16 protein-coding genes are annotated in these 16,739 nt (G+C 63.8%); 9 read left to right on the forward strand and 7 right to left on the reverse strand.

Features of this window, described 5'->3' with window-relative positions; translation table 11 throughout:
• Nucleotides 1-12: 12 nt before the first annotated feature.
• Nucleotides 13-669 carry a pentapeptide repeat-containing protein gene (locus tag AB4O05_RS21970; RefSeq protein ID WP_460135317.1) on the forward strand — a complete coding sequence of 219 codons (657 nt, stop codon included), beginning with the start codon at nucleotides 13-15 and terminating at the stop codon, nucleotides 667-669.
• A 1,522-nt stretch (nucleotides 670-2,191) separates the two neighbouring features.
• Here the strand turns inward: AB4O05_RS21970 and AB4O05_RS21975 are convergent.
• Nucleotides 2,192-2,824: a response regulator transcription factor gene (locus AB4O05_RS21975; protein WP_460135316.1), complete on the reverse strand. Its 633-nt coding sequence runs from the start codon at nucleotides 2,822-2,824 to the stop codon at nucleotides 2,192-2,194.
• A complete protein-coding gene (locus AB4O05_RS21980; RefSeq protein WP_460137523.1) occupies nucleotides 2,821-4,083 on the reverse strand; it encodes a sensor histidine kinase in 1,263 nt (420 codons plus the stop codon). Before AB4O05_RS21980 ends, AB4O05_RS21975 begins: the two co-directional genes overlap by 4 nt.
• 167 nt (nucleotides 4,084-4,250) lie before the next feature.
• Here AB4O05_RS21980 and AB4O05_RS21985 point away from each other — a divergent pair, with 167 nt between their 5' ends.
• From AB4O05_RS21985 to AB4O05_RS22010, 6 genes are all read left to right on the forward strand, one after another.
• Nucleotides 4,251-5,423, forward strand: a complete 1,173-nt coding sequence (locus AB4O05_RS21985; protein ID WP_460135315.1) for an ABC transporter substrate-binding protein — start codon at nucleotides 4,251-4,253, stop codon at nucleotides 5,421-5,423.
• Between the two features lie 30 nt (nucleotides 5,424-5,453).
• Nucleotides 5,454-6,413, forward strand: a complete 960-nt coding sequence (locus AB4O05_RS21990) for a YVTN family beta-propeller repeat protein (protein WP_460135314.1) — start codon at nucleotides 5,454-5,456, stop codon at nucleotides 6,411-6,413.
• Nucleotides 6,410-7,150, forward strand: coding sequence for an ABC transporter ATP-binding protein (locus tag AB4O05_RS21995; RefSeq protein WP_460135313.1), 741 nt, complete (start codon nucleotides 6,410-6,412; stop codon nucleotides 7,148-7,150). Before AB4O05_RS21990 ends, AB4O05_RS21995 begins: the two co-directional genes overlap by 4 nt.
• Nucleotides 7,147-7,938 carry an ABC transporter permease gene (locus tag AB4O05_RS22000; protein WP_460135312.1) on the forward strand — a complete coding sequence of 264 codons (792 nt, stop codon included), beginning with the start codon at nucleotides 7,147-7,149 and terminating at the stop codon, nucleotides 7,936-7,938. The genes AB4O05_RS21995 and AB4O05_RS22000 overlap by 4 nt, the downstream gene beginning before the upstream one ends.
• Nucleotides 7,939-8,046: 108 nt before the next feature.
• Nucleotides 8,047-8,586, forward strand: a complete 540-nt coding sequence (locus tag AB4O05_RS22005) for a PQQ-dependent catabolism-associated CXXCW motif protein (protein ID WP_460135311.1) — start codon at nucleotides 8,047-8,049, stop codon at nucleotides 8,584-8,586.
• A gap of 27 nt (nucleotides 8,587-8,613) precedes the next feature.
• Complete coding sequence (locus AB4O05_RS22010; protein WP_460135310.1) at nucleotides 8,614-9,279, forward strand: response regulator; 666 nt, start codon at nucleotides 8,614-8,616, stop codon at nucleotides 9,277-9,279.
• A 76-nt stretch (nucleotides 9,280-9,355) separates the two neighbouring features.
• On the opposite strand, the gene AB4O05_RS22015 is transcribed toward AB4O05_RS22010, so the two are convergent.
• The 4 genes from AB4O05_RS22015 to AB4O05_RS22030 all read right to left on the reverse strand — a co-directional run bounded on the left by AB4O05_RS22015 (nucleotide 9,356) and on the right by AB4O05_RS22030 (nucleotide 13,741).
• Nucleotides 9,356-11,311, reverse strand: a complete 1,956-nt coding sequence (locus AB4O05_RS22015) for a PAS domain-containing hybrid sensor histidine kinase/response regulator (protein WP_460135309.1) — start codon at nucleotides 11,309-11,311, stop codon at nucleotides 9,356-9,358.
• The gene (gene nosP, locus AB4O05_RS22020; protein WP_460135308.1) at nucleotides 11,253-12,398 is read right to left on the reverse strand and encodes a nitric oxide-sensing protein NosP; all 1,146 of its coding nucleotides are present in this window, start codon (nucleotides 12,396-12,398) and stop codon (nucleotides 11,253-11,255) included. The genes AB4O05_RS22015 and nosP overlap by 59 nt, the downstream gene beginning before the upstream one ends.
• A 139-nt stretch (nucleotides 12,399-12,537) precedes the next feature.
• Nucleotides 12,538-13,350 carry a sulfite exporter TauE/SafE family protein gene (locus AB4O05_RS22025; protein WP_460135307.1) on the reverse strand — a complete coding sequence of 271 codons (813 nt, stop codon included), beginning with the start codon at nucleotides 13,348-13,350 and terminating at the stop codon, nucleotides 12,538-12,540.
• Between the two features lie 55 nt (nucleotides 13,351-13,405).
• On the reverse strand, nucleotides 13,406-13,741 hold the full coding sequence (locus tag AB4O05_RS22030) for an ArsR/SmtB family transcription factor (protein ID WP_460135306.1): 336 nt from the start codon (nucleotides 13,739-13,741) through the stop codon (nucleotides 13,406-13,408).
• Nucleotides 13,742-13,835: 94 nt separating this feature from the next.
• Between AB4O05_RS22030 and AB4O05_RS22035 the strand changes: the two genes are divergently transcribed.
• On the forward strand, nucleotides 13,836-14,699 hold the full coding sequence (locus tag AB4O05_RS22035; protein WP_460135305.1) for an MBL fold metallo-hydrolase: 864 nt from the start codon (nucleotides 13,836-13,838) through the stop codon (nucleotides 14,697-14,699).
• A 120-nt stretch (nucleotides 14,700-14,819) separates the two neighbouring features.
• Here the strand turns inward: AB4O05_RS22035 and bkdR are convergent, their stop codons facing one another.
• Nucleotides 14,820-15,308 (reverse strand): Bkd operon transcriptional regulator BkdR, encoded by a 489-nt coding sequence (gene bkdR / locus AB4O05_RS22040; RefSeq protein WP_460135303.1) that lies wholly within the window; start codon nucleotides 15,306-15,308, stop codon nucleotides 14,820-14,822.
• Between the two features lie 194 nt (nucleotides 15,309-15,502).
• Between bkdR and AB4O05_RS22045 the strand changes: the two genes are divergently transcribed.
• The gene (locus AB4O05_RS22045) at nucleotides 15,503-16,738 is read left to right on the forward strand and encodes a thiamine pyrophosphate-dependent enzyme (RefSeq protein ID WP_460135302.1); all 1,236 of its coding nucleotides are present in this window, start codon (nucleotides 15,503-15,505) and stop codon (nucleotides 16,736-16,738) included.
• Nucleotide 16,739 lies beyond the last annotated feature (1 nt).

Below are 16,739 nucleotides of genomic sequence, written 5' to 3' on the forward strand. Positions count from 1 at the left end.
AGAGGTCCCGCGATGAACTACCTGCCCTTGTTACTCCTGCTCGCCCTACCCCTGGCCCACGCCGACGACGGCGACGACGGCGACGACGCGCCGCTGGTCATCAACGGCTGCACCCTCGCCGAACACAGCCAATGCCCCGGCGCCAACCTCAGGGGCGCCAACCTGCGCAACCAGAACCTGAGCAAAATGAACCTGGCCGGCGCCGACCTGCGCGGTGCGGACCTGCGCCACGCCAACCTCGACCTGGCCAACCTGGAGAAGGCCCAGCTGCAAGGCGCCAACCTGACCCGCGCCAGCCTGCAACAAAGCAACCTGCGCCTGGCCGACTTTACCGGCGCCACATTGATGGCCGTGCAAGGCTGGGGGCTGTTTGCTCAGGGTGCACAGTTCGAAAACGCCAACCTCAGCGCCGCCTACCTGCAATTTGCGCGACTCTCGGGAGCCAAGCTGCACAACGCCAACCTGCGCGCGGCCGACCTGGAAATGACCTGGCTGAGCAAGGCCGACCTGCAAGGGGCCGACCTCAGCGATGCGAATCTGCAGGAAGCCAAGTTCGGCGAAAGCAACCTGGAACAGGCCACTCTCACCGGCAGTCGCCAGCATTATGCGAACTTTCAGGACGCCAACATGGAAGGCTGCACGGACTGCCCCACCACCTGGAATCGTTAGAGCACTGCCATTCGAATGTAGGAGGCCCCACGACCTCTTCGACGGAGCACTGTCGCGCAGCAAACAGGAACCCCTGTGGCGAGCGGGCTTGTTGTGGCGAGCGGGCTTGCCCCGCGTTGGGCTGCGTAGCAGCCCCAGTAAAGAAGAGCGCGGTGTATCAGACACTCCATAGCGGCTGGCTTTGGGGCTGCTTCGCAGCCCAACGCGGGGCAAGCCCGCTCGCCACAGGGAGATGTGTCAAGGTCTGAAAAGCTGTGTAGATACCCACCGCCATAGGGGGCAAGCCCCCACCCGCACCACCCACCATGTCGATCCCCAGGTGCACCAACTCGGCCAGGTATCCACACAACTTTGGCTCAACGCTGAACGTCCGGCAGATAGGACTGTTGTGGCAAGCGAGCTTGTTGTGGCGAGCGGGCTTGCCCCGCGTTGGGCTGCGTAGCAGCCCCAGTAAAGAAGAGCGCGGTGTATCAGACACTCTCTAGCGGCTGGCTTTGGGGCTGCTTCGCAGCCCAACGCGGGGCAAGCCCGCTCGCCACAGGGAGATTTTTTCAGGGTCTGAAAAGTTGTGTAGATACCCACCGCCATCGGGGGCAAGCCCCCACCCGCACCACTCCCATATCGATCCCCAGGTGCACCAACTCGGCCAGGTATCCACACAACTTCGGCACAACGCTGAACGTCCGGCAGATAGGACTGTTGTGGCAAGCGAGCTTGTTGTGGCGAGCGGGCTTGCCCCGCGTTGGGCTGCGTAGCAGCCCCAGTAAAGAAGAGCGCGGTGTATCAGACACTCTCTAGCGGCTGGCTTTGGGGCTGCTTCGCAGCCCAACGCGGGGCAAGCCCGCTCGCCACAGGGAGATGTGTCAGGGTCTGAAAAGTTGTGTAGATACCCACCGCCATCAGGGGCAAGCCCCCACCCGCACCACTCCCATGTCGATCCCCAGGTGCACCAGCTCGGCCAGGTATCCACACAACTTCGGCACAACGCTGAACGTCCGGCAGATAGGACTGTTGTGGCAAGCGAGCTTGTTGTGGCGAGCGGGCTTGCCCCGCGTTGGGCTGCGTAGCAGCCCCAGTAAAGAAGAGCGCGGTGTATCAGACACTCCATAGCGGCTGGCTTTGGGGCTGCTTCGCAGCCCAACGCGGGGCAAGCCCGCTCGCCACAGGGAGATGTGTCAAGGTCTGAAAAGTTGTGTAGATACCCACCGTCATCAGGGGCAAGCCCCCACCCGCACCACTCCCATATCGATCCCCAGGTGCACCAACTCGGCCAGGTATCCACACAACTTCGGCACAACGCTGAACGTCCGGCAGATAGGACTTTTGTCGCAAGCGAGCTTGTTGTGGCGAGCGGGCTTGCCCCGCGTTGGGCTGCGTAGCAGCCCCAGTAAAGAAGAGCGCGGTGTATCAGACACTCCATAGCGGCTGGCTTTGGGGCTGCTTCGCAGCCCAACGCGGGGCAAGCCCGCTCGCCACAGGGAGATGTGTCAGGGTCTGAAAGTTGTGTAGATACCCACCGCCATCAGGGGCAAGCCCCCACCCGCACCACTCCCATGTCGATCCCCAGGTGCACCAACTCGGCATGGGAACTCACCTGCAATTTGCTCTTGAGCAAGGTCAGGTGGTTGGACACGGTCTTGCTGCTGATATTCAACTGGTCGGCAATCGCCCGGGTGGGCGTGCCCCTGGCCAGCATCAGGAAGATCTCCAGCTCGCGCGGGGTCATGCCCTGCAAGCGTTGGTCACTGGGGGTGTAGGCCAGTTCGGTGGCCAGGGCCTGTTCGATGTAGGCGTGGCCCTCGAGGATGCGCCGCACCGCTTCGATCAACACCTCGGGCGCCGAGCTTTTGGTCAGGTAGCCGGCGGCTCCGGCATCCAGGGCCTGGCGCACCAGCGGCAGCTCGTCGTGCATGCTGAAAAACAGCACGCGCAGTTGCGGCAGGCGCTGGCGCAGGCGCCGCGTGGTTTCCAGGCCGCTGATGCCGGGCAGGCCGAAGTCCATGATCACCAGGTGCGGCACCGCCTCCTGCACCCGGCTCAACGCCTCTTCGCCACTGGCCGCCTCGCGTACCTCGATGGCCGGCAGCAATGCGCGCAGCAGGCTGGCATAGCCCTGGCGCACCACGGCATGGTCGTCCACCAACAGAATATTCATGACACCTCCAACGGCAGGTTCAACGCCAGCGCCCAACCGGCGCCAGGGTGGCTGAGGATCTTCAGTTCGCCGCCCAGGCAGCGCGCGCGCTCAGCCATCGAATACAGGCCCACGCCGGGACGCTGGGGCGTGTGCGCGCCGCGCCCGTTGTCACGCACCCACAGGCGCAGGCGCGAACCGTGATGTTGCAGGCGCACGCGCACCTGGCTGGCGTCGGCATGGCGCAGGATATTCGTCAGCGCTTCTTGCAGCAGGCGATACAGATGGGTCTTGTCGACACCGGACAACGCCGGCAGGTCCGCACCGACCCGCAGTTGGCAAGGAATGCCGTGGCTGACCTGCCACTGCGTGACCAGCATCGACACGGCCTCGGCCATTGGCAGGTGCTGCAGGGCCACCGGGTAGAGGTCATGGACCAGCGCGCGAAAGCCTTGCTGCAAGTGCTCGCAGTGATCCTCCAGCTGCGCCACCGTGGGCGCCAGCAGGTGCGGCTGGTCGGTGACCAGGCGCAACAGGCACGCCTGGGCGCGGATCCCGGCCAGGTATTGGCCGAGGTCATCGTGCAGGGTCTGGGCCAGGTGGGTGCGCTCCTGCTCCTGCACCGCCAGCAGGGTTTGGGTGAGCTGAGTGTTATCGGTGCGTGCCTGTTCCAGGGCATCGGTCATGCGGTTGAAGTGCAGCGCCAGTTGCCGCGCTTCCGGCGCGCCCTCACTGCGCAGGCGCACGTTGAGCTGGCCGGCGCACACCTGTTGCAGGGCGCGCAGCAGTTCATCCAGCACGCCCATGCCACGGCGCACCGCCCAACGGATGGTCAGCAGGCTCACGGCCAGGGCCAGGGCGCACAGGCCCAGCAGTTGTTGCAGGGAATCCCAGACTTCGTCGATCTCATCTCGCGGGTCGACCGCGATGGACACGCGCCGACCGTCCGGCAAGTCCAGCACCTGAGCACTGCGCCGTGCCTCGGCAAACAGCAGCCGACCGAGCCAGGCATCCAGGCCGTCCGGCAACCGTGCCTGCAGGGTTTCGCCAGGGGCCAGCCAGTGCACGCGCACATGGCGCAGGCTGGCGGTGAGCTTCGGTTGCAGGCTGGCCGGGTCACGCTCGGCGGTTTCGCTCAGGTAGTGCACCACCGCTTCGGCCGATTGCAACTCGCGCTCCACGTCCGCCAGGGCCTGGTGCAGCAACAGCGCCGTGCAGGCACAGGTGACCAGGGCGAAGAAGCCGCACACCCACAGGTTGATCCGCCACAGGGCCGACAAGACGCGCATGCTGTGTCACTCCTGTGAATGGGACCTGTGGTGCTCCATGCTAAAACCGCACAGCGTGCGCGGGGCTACTACCTTGGTACTGGCTCGGCGGTACTTTCTGCATATTTGCAGCGAGGCCAACGCTTCCTATGCTGGCGCTACCTGTCATGGAGTGCCTTATGCGCCAGCTCGCCCCTTACGCCATGGTCTGCCTGATGGCGATCACCTGGGCCACCTCCGGCCAGGCCGCCGAAGCGCCGTTGCAGGTGCGGATCGGCTACCTGGGCTATCGACCAGACCCGGGGCCGCTGCTTTCGAATGTGATTCCCGAGCCCGCCGACGCCGGGCAGCGTGGCGCCGAACTGGCGATCATCGACAGCAACAGCACCGGGGCGTTTCTGAACCAGCGCTACAGCCTGACCGCCGCCAACGTCGACAGCCCCGAGGCGCTGCTCGCCGCCGCCCTGGCCCAACACGCCCAGGGCCTGCGCCTGTTCGTGGTCAACGCCCCCGCCGCCAGCCTGCGTCAACTCAGCGCCGCCCTGCCCGACAGCCTGCTGTTCAACGCCGGCAGCCCGGATGACCGCCTGCGCAGCACCGACTGCCTGGGCAACGTGCTGCATACACTGCCCAGCCGCGCGATGCTCGCCGACGCCCTGGCGCAGTTCCTGGTGCTGCGCAAATGGCAAAAGGCGCTGCTGATCGTTGGCCCCACCGAAGACGACCAGGCCTACGCCGCCGCCCTGCGCCGCGCCGCCAAGCGCTTCGGCGTGCAACTGGTGGCGGAAAAAGCCTGGCGCTTCGATAACGACCAGCGCCGCAGCGCCCAGGCGGATATGCCGCTGTTCACCCAGAGCGCCGAATACGACGTGGTACTGGTGGCCGACGAGCGCGGCGACTTCGGCGAGTACGTGCCCTACCAGACCTGGTACCCGCGCCCCGTCGCCGGCACCCAGGGCCTGACGCCCACCGGCTGGCACAAGACCGTCGAGACCTACGGCGCCGCCCAATTGCAGAAACGCTTCGAGGCGCTGGCCGGGCGCTGGATGAACGACCGCGACTTCGCCGCCTGGATGGCCGTGCGCAGCCTCTCCAGCGCGGTGAACAAGCTGCGCCAGGTCGAGCCCATGGCGATCCGCCAACTGGAGCTCAGCGAGCAACTGCCGCTGGATGGCTTCAAGGGCCGCAAGCTCAGCTACCGCGCCTGGAACGGCCAATTGCGCCAACCGATTCCCATCGTGCAGCCCCGCGCGCTGGTCAGCACCTCGCCCCAGGACGGTTTCCTGCACCCCACCAACGAAATGGACAGCCTGGGCTATGACAAGCCCGAGGTGACCTGCCGCTTTCCCTGATCGCCACCTCACAATAATAAGGAATCCGCCATGCGCCGCACCCTGCTCTCATGCGCCCTGCTGCTTGCCGCCGGGCACGCCGTGGCCAGTACCGCCTGGGTCTCCAACGAGAAAGACAACAGCCTGAGCCTGATCGACATGCAGACTCTGCAAGTCACCGACACCCTCAAGGTCGGCCAGCGCCCACGCGGCCTGTTGTTGTCCCATGACAACAAGCTGCTGTACATCTGCGCCAGCGACTCGGACCGTGTGCAGGTAATGGACGTGGCCACGCGCACGATCATCAAGGAACTGCCCTCCGGCAAAGACCCCGAGCAGTTCGCCCTGCACCCCAATAACCGCTGGCTGTATGTGTCCAACGAAGACGATGCGCTGGTCACCGTGATCGACACCGAAACCGCCAAGGTGCTCGGCCAGATCAACGTCGGCGTCGAGCCCGAAGGCATGGCCGTGAGCCCCGACGGCAAGTGGGCGGTGAACACCAGCGAAACCACGAACATGCTGCACTGGATCGACACCAGCACCCAGACCCTGGCCGACAGCACCCTGGTGGACCAGCGCCCGCGCTTTGTCGAGTTCAACCACGATGGCTCGCAGCTGTGGGCCTCGGCGGAAATCGGCGGCACCGTGACCATCCTCGACGTGGCCAGCCGCAAGGTGCTCAAGACCCTGACCTTCAAGATCAAGGGCGTGCACCCGGACAAGGTGCAGCCGGTGGGAATCAAGCTCAGCGCCGACGGCAAGTACGGCTTTGTCGCCCTCGGCCCGGCCAACCATGTGGCGGTGATCGACGCCAGGACATTCGAGATCCTCGACTACCTGCTGGTGGGCCGCCGCGTGTGGCAGATGGCGTTCACCCCGGACCAGAAACAGCTGCTGGCCACCAACGGCGTGAGCGGTGATGTGTCGGTGATCGATGTGGACAGCCTCAAGGTGATCAAGTCGGTGAAAGTCGGGCGTTATCCGTGGGGCGTGGTGGTCACGCCATGAACGCCCTGGAGGTGCGCGATCTGAGCTTCGCCTATGGCCCGCGCCAGGCGCTGAATGCGTTGAGTTTCAGCCTGGCGCCGGGGCAGTTCTGCGGGTTGCTGGGGCCCAATGGCGCGGGCAAGTCGACGTTGATCGCCCTGCTGACACGGCTGTATGACCTGCAAAGCGGCGACATCCGCGTGGGCGGGCATTCCCTGCGCGAGGCTCCGCGCGCCGCCCTGACGCAACTGGGCGTGGTGTTCCAGCAGAGCACCCTGGACCTGGATTTGAGCGTGGAGCAGAACCTGCGCTACCACGCCGCGCTGCACGGTTTGTCGCGGCGCCAGACCGATGTGCGGGTCGAGGCCGAACTGGCGCGCCAGGCCCTGACCGAACGCCGCCGCGAAAAGGTCCGCGAACTCAATGGCGGGCACCGCCGCCGCGTGGAAATCGCCCGCGCCCTGCTGCATGAACCGCGCGTGCTGCTGCTCGACGAAGCCAGCGTCGGCCTCGATCCCGCCAGCCGCCTGGCCCTCAACCAGCACGTGCGCAGCCTGTGCGCCGACCACGGCATCAGCGTGCTGTGGACCACCCACCTGCTCGATGAAGTGCAGGCCGACGATGCGCTGATGATTCTGCATCAGGGGCGCCTGGTGGCCAGCGGGCAGGTCGACGTGCTCGTCCAACCACACGATGGCGACCTGGGCAGCCTGTTCGCCCGGCTGACCCGTCCTACGCCGGCGGGAGCCGCGGCATGAACGCTTACTGGCAATGCCTGCGCGGTATCGTGCTGCGCGAGTGGCTGCGCTTTGTGTTGCAGCGCACGCGCTTTCTCAGCGCCCTGGTGCGCCCGCTGCTGTGGCTGGTGGTGTTTGCCGCCGGCTTCCGCGCGGCTTTGGGCATCTCGGTGATCGAGCCCTACGACACCTACATCCCCTACGAGGTCTACATCATCCCGGGCCTGGCCTGCATGATCCTGCTGTTCAACGGCATGCAGGGCTCGCTGTCGATGGTCTACGACCGCGAGATGGGCAGCATGCGCGTGCTGCTGACCAGCCCGTTGCCGCGCACCTTTTTGCTGTGCAGCAAGTTGCTGGCCACGGCGTTGATTTCGCTGTTGCAGGTGTACGGCTTCCTGGCGATTGCCTGGGTGTATGGGGTGCAACCGCCGGCCATGGGGCTGTTGCTCGCGTTGCCGGCGTTGCTGCTGGTGGCGCTGATGCTCAGCGCCCTGGGCTTGTTGCTGTCGAACGCGATTCGCCAATTGGAGAACTTTGCCGGGGTCATGAATTTCGTGATCTTCCCGCTGTTTTTCCTGTCGTCGGCGTTGTACCCGCTGTGGAAGATGCGCGATTCCAGCGAGTGGTTGTACTGGCTGTGCGCGATCAACCCGTTTACCCACGCCGTGGAACTGGTGCGTTTTGCCCTGTACGAACGCTTCGCCGGCCTGGCGTTGGCGGTATGCCTGGGCTTGACCCTGCTGTTCGCGCTGCTGGCGGTGCTGACCTTCAACCCCCAGCATGCGGCGTTGCGCAAACAGGGCTGATGGCGGCAAAACTACTACTTTGGTACTGGTTTTGCTGACTATCGTCGCATTCCCAAGGCAGCGGGACTCACGTGTAATGGCGGCATAACGATAAGGATTGCCCCCACCATGCTGCCTGCCCGACTGCCCCTGTTGGCGTTGCTGTGCCTGCTCTGCGTCAACGCCCAGGCCGATACCGCGCTGTTTTCCGCCGAAGGCTACCGCATCAGCCTGTACCGCAGCCCCACACCCGAGCAACTGCCAGGGGCGACCATCGTCGACACCCCTGCCCTGCAAACCCTGCTCAAGCAAACACCGACGCCGGTGCTGATCGATGTGTACCGCCGCCAATGGTTGCAAGGCCGTTTCATCGAAGACCAACCCCACGCCAACCTGCCCGGCAGCCATTGGCTGGCCAATACCGGCGATGGCGACCTCACACCGGAGTGGCAGGGCTACTTCGTGCGCCACCTGTACAAGTTTACCGACGGTGACCTGACACGCCCGCTGGTGTTCTATTGCCGCTCCGATTGTTGGCTGAGTTGGAACGCGGTAAAACGTGCGGCCAACCTGGGCTATACCTCTGTGTATTGGTATCGCGACGGGCTGGATGCGTGGGAAGCGGCCCACCTGCCAGTGATGGCTGCGACACCCGAACCTTTTCAATAAAAACCCACAACAAGAAGGTGAACGGCCATGTACAAAATCCTGATAGCCGACGATCACCCGCTGTTTCGCGAGGCGATTCATAACGTCATCAGCGACGGTTTCCCCGGCAGCGAGGTGATGGAAACCGCCGACCTGGACAGCGCCCTGGCCCTGACCCAGGAACACGACGACCTCGACCTGATCCTGCTGGACCTGAACATGCCCGGCATGCACGGCCTCAATGGCCTGATCAACCTGCGCAACGAGGCGCCGACCATTCCGGTGGTGATCGTCTCGGCCGAGCAGGACAAGCAGATCGTGCTGCAAGCCATCACCTACGGCGCCGTGGGGTTTATCACCAAGTCCTCGCCACGCCTGCAAATGACCGAGGCGATCCAGCAGATTCTCAACGGCAATGTGTACCTGCCGCCCGACATCATTCGTACCCAGAAAGCCGGCACACACCGGCGCCTGAACGAAAACCCCGGCTTCGCCCCCGAGCTGCTGCAAGCCCTGACCCGCAAACAGCTACTGGTGCTGGAGCGCATGACCAAGGGCGAGTCGAACAAACAGATCGCCTACACCCTGGAAATTGCCGAAACCACGGTGAAGGCCCATGTATCGGCGATCTTGCGCAAGTTGAATGTGCATAACCGGGTGCAGGCGATCCTGAGCGCCGGGGATATCGATTTCGGCTCGTACCTGCGCCGCTGACCCGTCTTGACCGTTAAGAGCGGACGCAGAGCGTCCAGTGCGGCATTCCCACGCGGAGCGTGGGAACGATCAGTTGTCAGGGCCGACCGAGCAGGTGGCTCATGGCGGTCTTGAGTTTCATCGGCCGCACCGGCTTGTGCATCAAGGTGTGCCCCAACTCGCGGATCTGTTGCTTCAACTCATTGCTGTAGTTAGCGGTGATCATCAGTGCCGGTATCGCGCGGCCGCGGCGTCCATTGATGCGGGCGACGGCGTCGACGCCGTTCTGGTCGTCGTCGAGGTGGTAGTCGGCGATCAGCAGGTCGGCCTCGGCATGGTAGTTGTCCACCTGCCGCGCCAGATCCTGCTCGGATAAGGCAGTGATCACGCGGCAGCCCCAGCCTTCGAGCAAGGTGCGCATGCCCGCGCAGATCGCCGCGTCGTTATCCAGCACCCAGACCTTCGCGCCCTGCAGGCGCTCAAGCATCGGCTCGCTCATGGCCGGCGCGGGCAAGGACTTGGGCGCAGTGGCGCTCAACGGCACCTCCACCGAGAACATCGAGCCCTTGCCCGGCCAGGATCTGACGCTGATACGGTGGCCGAGAATGCCGGCGATTTTCTCGACAATCGCCAGCCCCAGGCCCAAGCCGCGATCCTGGTCCGGGCGTTGCACATCGCCGCGTTTGAACTCCTGGAAGATCTCTTCCAACCGCTCCTCGGCAATGCCCATGCCGCTGTCCCACACTTGGATCGACAAGCGCTGATGCTGGCGTCGACACCCCAGCACCACACGCCCCTTGTAGGTGTAGCGGATCGCATTGCTCAGCAGGTTGCGCAGAATCCGCGCCAGCAACTGAATGTCGCTGCGAACCAGGGCCGAGCAGCCGACAAAATGCAGGGCCAGGCCCTCGCTGCGGGCCAGTTCGGTGTACTCGGTGGCCAGGTTGTCGAGCAATTCACTCAGGGCGAACGGCGCGATATCCGCCTTGATCACGCCAGCATCCAGCTTGGAAATATCCACCAGCGTGCCCAACAGGTTTTCCACGTCTTCCAGGGAATTGCTCACGTTGCGCACCAGGGTTTCAGTGGCCTGGGGCTCGCGGCGCTCGAGCAGAGCGCCAGTGAACAGGCGCGCGGCGTTCAGCGGTTGCAGCAGGTCATGGCTGACCGCGGCGAGGAACTTGGTTTTCGACAGGTTGGCCTGTTCGGCCTCCAGCTTGGCTTCGCGCAGGCGGGTTTCCATGCGGCGGCGCTCGTCGATTTCCTTGAGCAACTGGTCGTTGAGCGCGGTGAGTTCCGAGGTGCGTTGGGCCACGCGCTGCTCCAGGTGCTGATAGGCCTGGTGCAGGGCTTCGGCGGTGCGGCGGCGCTCGGTGATGTCGCGGATCAGCACAAAGATGCCGACCACTTCGCCACTGGCGAGCATATTCGGCACATAGGAACGCAGCATGTAGCGCTCCTGGTTATTGATGTTGGTCTCGGCGAACTCAAAGGTCACGCTCTCGCCGGCCAGGGCCCGCGCAACGTAGGCATCCAGGCGCTGGCAATGCTGCTCGCTGTGGACTTCGCGCAGGCTCAGCCCGAGCATCATGCCGTGCGGCCAGCAGTACCATTGTTCGTAGACCTTATTGGTGAACTCGTAGACCAGGTCGGCATTCAGGTAGCCGATCAGCGCCGGTACGTTGTCGGTGATCAGGCGAATCCAGCGCTCGCTTTCCTGGGCCTTCTGCGCCGCCGCCTGTTCGCCGCGCAGGGTTTCGGCGCGCAACTGGGCGTTGATCAGCAAGTGGTTGCTGGCCTTGAGTTCCGCCATCGCCTGGTTCAGCGCGTCGGTGCGTTCGCGCACTTGCTCGGCCAGCACCACCGAATGCTGGAAGGTGGTGTACGGGTTATTGCCCTGGGTCATCCCCGACTCGATGCGTTCGATCAACGCCGCGTTGATCCGCGCCAGCTTGTGGTTGTCCTGCTGCAGGCGGGCCACCTGGGCGAGCAGTTCAGCGCCGCCCTCGGGCAATGGCGACCCCGGTGAAGGTTTGGTTGATATGCATGCCATTGAACTGTTCTCCGTAGGTGTTGAACCCCATCACCCGCTTGCTTTGCAGGAAGTCGCCGATCTGTTCCAGGCCATCCCGGTCTTCCAGTTCCAGGCGGCGCAGGAAGCAGTCGCAGCCGATGGTCAGCAACAGCTCGCCGAGGCGTGATTGCAGGCCATCGAACAGGTTTTCCAGGTTGGGCAGGAGCGGCCCGGGTTTCATCACGGTGAGGACGATGCCGTTTTCCACCGCGCAGTAGAAACTCAGGCTCAGGTCGTCATGCACTTGCTGGATGGCGCGCACGTAGTACTGGTCATGGATGCGCACCGCCAGCGGGTGGGCGGCAAAGATGCGGTGGTCGAGGTCGGCCACGGCCACGCCGATATGCCGCGCGTACTCTTCGGCGGCCGGTTCCGCGTTGAGTTCGAACACCCGGCGTGACGGGCTGTCGGCGCCGGTCACCACCAGTTTTTCCGCGCGCGGCAGGATGTGGTGGGTGGTGAACACTTCGAAATCCAGCCAGGTATTGACCAGCACCACCACCGCCGCGCCACTGTGGAAGGCGCCGTTGAAATACACATGGGTGTGGGTGAGGAAGTTGTCGTCGCCGGCCGAACCACCAAAGTGCGGTATATCGCCCAGGGCCGCACTCAGGGCGGCGAGCACCATTTCTTCGCGGCTCGACAGGCCATCGAGCAGCGTCAGGGCAAAGGTATTGCCCTTGATCGGCGCGAGCGTGTTGCTGCGACAGCCGCCGACCAGGCGTTCGACCATGTGCTGGGCGTCGATCAGGCTGAAGTGCTCGACCTGGTCGATCAATTCGGTGGCGATGGAAAAGTGTGCATGGTTGAAGCCCACCGCCGTGACGCAATTGCGCCCGTAGCCCTGGGGCGTGATCTCGCCGGCGCTGGTGCAGCCCACCACGCGCACCGTGCCGAAGCCGCGTTGCAGGGCGTCGCCCAAGGCCTGCAGATCGTAGGATGCCGAACAGAAAAACAGCACGAAGCCCAGGTACGGGTGCAGCAGTTGCCGCGCCAATTCCTCGGCGGCCTGGCCCGGATCGGCGGCCTGGGACATGGCACTGACTATGCCTTCACTGTTGTGCATCACGGGCTCCCCCTCTGAGGCATGAGTGTACGAAGGCCAAGGGGTGGGACCTATGCTACTTGGGTACTGGGTGGGGGGATGCGATGGGATGAGGTTTAAAAGAACGACGCGGAGCAACATGGCGGAGCAAGCCCGCCATTCAGGAGGTAAGACCGGCGCTGACCAGCATGCCGATGGCCACCAGTACACACAGGCTGGCAAACCCCACCTGCAAGGCGCGCGCGGGGATCACCGAACACAGGCGCCGGCCGATCAGCATGCCGACGATGCTTGCGCCGATGAACACCCAGCCCAGCGGCTCGATACGTACGCCGGCCTGCAACGCGCCAGCCACGCCAATCAGCGAGATCAGGCTGATCACCATCAGTGAGGTGGCGACGATGCCGCGCATCTGCACATCGGTGAGCTGCTTGAACGCCGGCACGATCAGAAAGCCACCGCCCACCCCAAGCAACCCGGACACTGCGCCGGTCACCGCGCCCAACGCCGCCAGAGTGGCGCTGCATTTGGCGGTCCAGGCCAGGCGCCCGGTCTGCTGGTTGAGCATGCAGTTCTTCTGGCCCCAGGACGCGGCGCCGTGGTCGCTCGGCCCGGCCTCGGCCTTTTCATGCTGCAACATGCGCCAGGCCACCAGCACCATCAGCGTACTGAACAGGCCCATCAGCACGGGCTCCGGCAATTGGTGGGCGACGAACACGCCCAACGGTGAAAACAGCGCGCCCAGTAAGGCGATCAGCAATGCCGCGCGATAACGCACCAGGCCGTGGCGCAAGCCGTCAATCGCACCGACCGCCGCCGCCGCGCCCACGGCGAGCAACGACACCGGCGCGGCCTGGATCATGCTCAAGCCCAGGCCCAGCACCAACGCCGGCACTCCAAGGATGCCGCCACCCGCACCGGTCAGGCCCATGACCAGGCCCATCAATAATCCCAAGACACTGGCCAGCAGCATTCAGTCCACCTTGCCTTCACTCTCAGCGGGTACGAGCCGTGGCTGTCGCATGGCGTCACGCCCAGCTTTTTATCACTGCGCCGCAGTACAGGCCGGACAGGGTTTTCATCACCTGGATCACTTCGTGGCTGGCCAGCCCGTAGAAGATGTACTTGCCTTCGCGACGGGTGGCGACCAACCCTTCATCGCGCAAAATGCCCAACTGTTGGGACAGCGTGGGCTGGCGTACGCCGGTCATGGTTTCCAGCTCTCCGACATTGCGCTCGCCCTGGGTCAGCTGGCAAAGGATCAACAAGCGATCCTCATTGGCCAGGGCCTTGAGCAAGGCGCAGGCCTTGGACGCCGACGCGCGCAACTGGGCGACTTCGCCCTCACTCAGAGTCGATTGCATTTGCCTCGGGTCCTTTGCTTCACTTAAGCTGAAAACATTATGTGTAAACGTAAACTGTTTGTAACCACTTTTTTCTTCACCGGGGACAGCCGCCATGCCAGCGTTGATTCAAGCCTTTCTGGACGAGGCATCGTCGACCTACACCTACGTCGTCCATGAAACCGACGGCGGCCCCTGCGCCATCGTCGATTCGGTGCTCAACTACGACCCGGCGTCCGGGCGCACCGACACCGCCCAGGCCGACAAGGTGATTGCCTTTGTGCACGAGCATGGCTTGCAGGTGCAGTGGTTGCTGGAGACCCACGCCCATGCTGACCATTTGTCCGCCGCGCCCTATTTGCGCCGCAAGCTGGGCGGCAAGATCGCGATTGGCCAGACGATCAGTCAGGTGCAGGACGTGTTCAAGAACCTGTTCAACCTGGAACCGGAATTTCGCGCCGACGGCTCGCAGTTCGATCACCTGTTCGCGCCGGATGAGGTCTTCCAGATCGGCGCCATCAAGGCCCAGGCCCTGCATGTGCCTGGGCATACCCCGGCGGACATGGCCTACCTGATCGACGACCGCCTGATTCTGGTGGGCGACACGCTGTTCATGCCCGATGTGGGCACCGCCCGTTGCGACTTCCCCGGTGGCGATGCGCGGCAGTTGTATACCTCGATGCGCAAGCTGCTGGCCTTCCCGCCTGAAACAAGGCTGTACGTGTGCCATGACTACCCGCCTGATGGTCGCGAGGCAAAATGCCTGACCACGGTGGCCGAACAGCGCGCGGGAAATATCCATGTGCATGACGGGGTGGATGAGGCGACGTTCGTGGCCATGCGCACGAAGCGCGATGCCGGGCTGGGCATGCCAACGCTGTTGTTGCCGGCGATCCAGGTGAATGTGCGGGCGGGGAATATGCCGCCAACGGAAGAAAACGGCGTGACTTACCTGAAGATTCCGCTCAACCAACTTTGAAATATAAAACCAACTGTGGGAGGGGGCTTGCTCCCGATGGCGGTGTGACAGTGAGCTTATCTGAAGCTGATCCACCGCTATCGGGAGCAAGCCCCCTCCCACATTTTGTCCAGCGTTGAGTCAGGCGTCGACGCTGATGCCATTCGCCGGCAACGGCAGCGCGGTCTTATAGCGCACCTGCTTAAGCGCAAAACTCGAGCGGATATTCGCCACCCCCGGCACCTTGGTCAGAAAGTCCATCATGAAGCGCTCCAGCGCCTGGATTGTCGGCACCAGCACCCGGATCAGATAATCCGGGTCGCCGGCCATCAGGTAGCACTCCATCACTTCCGGCCGGTCCGAAATCGCCCCTTCGAACTGCTGCAACGCCAGTTCGTTCTGTTTTTCCAGGCTCACATGGATAAACACATTGACGTGCAGCCCCAGCAGGTCGGCGTCCAGCAACGTGACCTGCTCGCGGATCAGGCCCAGTTCTTCCATGGCCTTCACCCGGTTGAAACACGGGGTGGGCGACAGATTGACCGAACGGGCCAGGTCGGCGTTGGTGATTCGGGCGTTCTCCTGCAGGGCGTTGAGAATGCCGATATCGGTACGGTCCAGTTTGCGCATGAGACAAAATCACCTGTTTATTATGTTTATGCAGTTTTTTTATCCGCAAATGAGCGTGAGCGCAACGAAACACAGATAAATATTCTTCTACGCCGAGCCTATGATTGTTGTAGGACAAGATTTCTTCTACCCGAAGACTGACTGTCAGCTAGCGCGCCCATTACAAGAAATTCACAAGATCGAGCGTAGAAGCCATGACCCAGCCATATGAACCGCTGCGCCTGCACGTCCCTGAACCCTCGGGCCGACCAGGCTGCAAGACCGACTTTACCTACCTGCGCCTGACCGACGCCGGCCTGGTGCGCAAACCCTCCATTGACGTAGAACCCGCCGACACCGCCGACCTGGCCAAGGGCCTGATTCGCGTGCTCGACGACCAGGGCCAGGCCCTGGGCCCGTGGGCCGAAGGCGTCAGCGTGGCGATCATGCGCCGCGGCATGCGCGCAATGCTCAAGACGCGGGTGTTCGACAACCGCATGGTGGTGGCCCAGCGTCAGAAAAAAATGTCGTTCTACATGCAGAGCCTTGGCGAGGAAGCCATCGGCAGCGCCCAGGCCCTGGCCTTGAACATCGACGACATGTGCTTCCCCACCTACCGTCAGCAAAGCATCCTGATGGCCCGCGACGTGCCGCTGGTGGACCTGATCTGCCAGTTGCTGTCCAACGAGCGCGACCCGCTCAAGGGGCGCCAGCTGCCGATCATGTATTCGGTCAAAGACGCCGGCTTCTTCACCATTTCCGGCAACCTCGCCACTCAATTCGTACAGGGTGTGGGCTGGGGCATGGCCTCGGCGATCAAGGGCGATACCAAGATCGCCTCGGCCTGGATCGGCGACGGCGCCACCGCCGAGTCCGACTTCCACACCGCCCTCACCTTCGCCCACGTGTACCGGGCGCCGGTCATCCTGAACGTGGTCAACAACCAGTGGGCCATTTCCACCTTCCAGGCCATCGCCGGCGGCGAAGCCACCACCTTCGCCGGACGCGGCGTCGGTTGCGGCATCGCCTCGCTGCGGGTGGACGGCAACGACTTCATCGCGGTGTACGCCGCCTCCGCCTGGGCGGCCGAACGCGCCCGGCGCAACCTCGGCCCGACCCTGATCGAATGGGTCACCTACCGCGCCGGCCCGCATTCCACCTCGGACGACCCGTCCAAGTACCGCCCGGCCGATGACTGGAGCCACTTCCCCCTGGGCGACCCGATTGCCCGTCTCAAGCAGCACCTGATCAAGATTGGCCAGTGGTCCGAAGAGGAACACGCGGCGGTCAGTGCCGAGCTGGAAGCCGAAGTGATTGCGGCGCAAAAACAAGCCGAACAGTACGGCACCCTCGCCGGCGGCCAGATTCCAAGCGCCGCGACCATGTTCGAAGACGTCTATAAAGAGATGCCGGAGCACTTGAAGCGCCAGCGTCAGGAGTTGGGGATCTGAC

This window comes from Pseudomonas sp. S1_G07 (assembly GCF_054668565.1).

What these genes read in the sequence shown, in the direction of transcription:
- AB4O05_RS21970 (WP_460135317.1), top strand. Translation starts at nt 13, where the DNA reads ATGAACTACCTGCCCTTGTTACTCCTGCTCGCCCTACCCCTGGCCCAC.
- AB4O05_RS21975 (WP_460135316.1), bottom strand. Translation starts at nt 2,824, where the DNA reads ATGAATATTCTGTTGGTGGACGACCATGCCGTGGTGCGCCAGGGCTAT.
- AB4O05_RS21985 (WP_460135315.1), top strand. Translation starts at nt 4,251, where the DNA reads ATGCGCCAGCTCGCCCCTTACGCCATGGTCTGCCTGATGGCGATCACC.
- AB4O05_RS21990 (WP_460135314.1), top strand. Translation starts at nt 5,454, where the DNA reads ATGCGCCGCACCCTGCTCTCATGCGCCCTGCTGCTTGCCGCCGGGCAC.
- AB4O05_RS21995 (WP_460135313.1), top strand. Translation starts at nt 6,410, where the DNA reads ATGAACGCCCTGGAGGTGCGCGATCTGAGCTTCGCCTATGGCCCGCGC.
- AB4O05_RS22000 (WP_460135312.1), top strand. Translation starts at nt 7,147, where the DNA reads ATGAACGCTTACTGGCAATGCCTGCGCGGTATCGTGCTGCGCGAGTGG.
- AB4O05_RS22005 (WP_460135311.1), top strand. Translation starts at nt 8,047, where the DNA reads ATGCTGCCTGCCCGACTGCCCCTGTTGGCGTTGCTGTGCCTGCTCTGC.
- AB4O05_RS22010 (WP_460135310.1), top strand. Translation starts at nt 8,614, where the DNA reads ATGTACAAAATCCTGATAGCCGACGATCACCCGCTGTTTCGCGAGGCG.
- AB4O05_RS22015 (WP_460135309.1), bottom strand. Translation starts at nt 11,311, where the DNA reads ATGGCATGCATATCAACCAAACCTTCACCGGGGTCGCCATTGCCCGAG.
- nosP (WP_460135308.1), bottom strand. Translation starts at nt 12,398, where the DNA reads ATGCACAACAGTGAAGGCATAGTCAGTGCCATGTCCCAGGCCGCCGAT.
- AB4O05_RS22025 (WP_460135307.1), bottom strand. Translation starts at nt 13,350, where the DNA reads ATGCTGCTGGCCAGTGTCTTGGGATTATTGATGGGCCTGGTCATGGGC.
- AB4O05_RS22030 (WP_460135306.1), bottom strand. Translation starts at nt 13,741, where the DNA reads ATGCAATCGACTCTGAGTGAGGGCGAAGTCGCCCAGTTGCGCGCGTCG.
- AB4O05_RS22035 (WP_460135305.1), top strand. Translation starts at nt 13,836, where the DNA reads ATGCCAGCGTTGATTCAAGCCTTTCTGGACGAGGCATCGTCGACCTAC.
- bkdR (WP_460135303.1), bottom strand. Translation starts at nt 15,308, where the DNA reads ATGCGCAAACTGGACCGTACCGATATCGGCATTCTCAACGCCCTGCAG.
- AB4O05_RS22045 (WP_460135302.1), top strand. Translation starts at nt 15,503, where the DNA reads ATGACCCAGCCATATGAACCGCTGCGCCTGCACGTCCCTGAACCCTCG.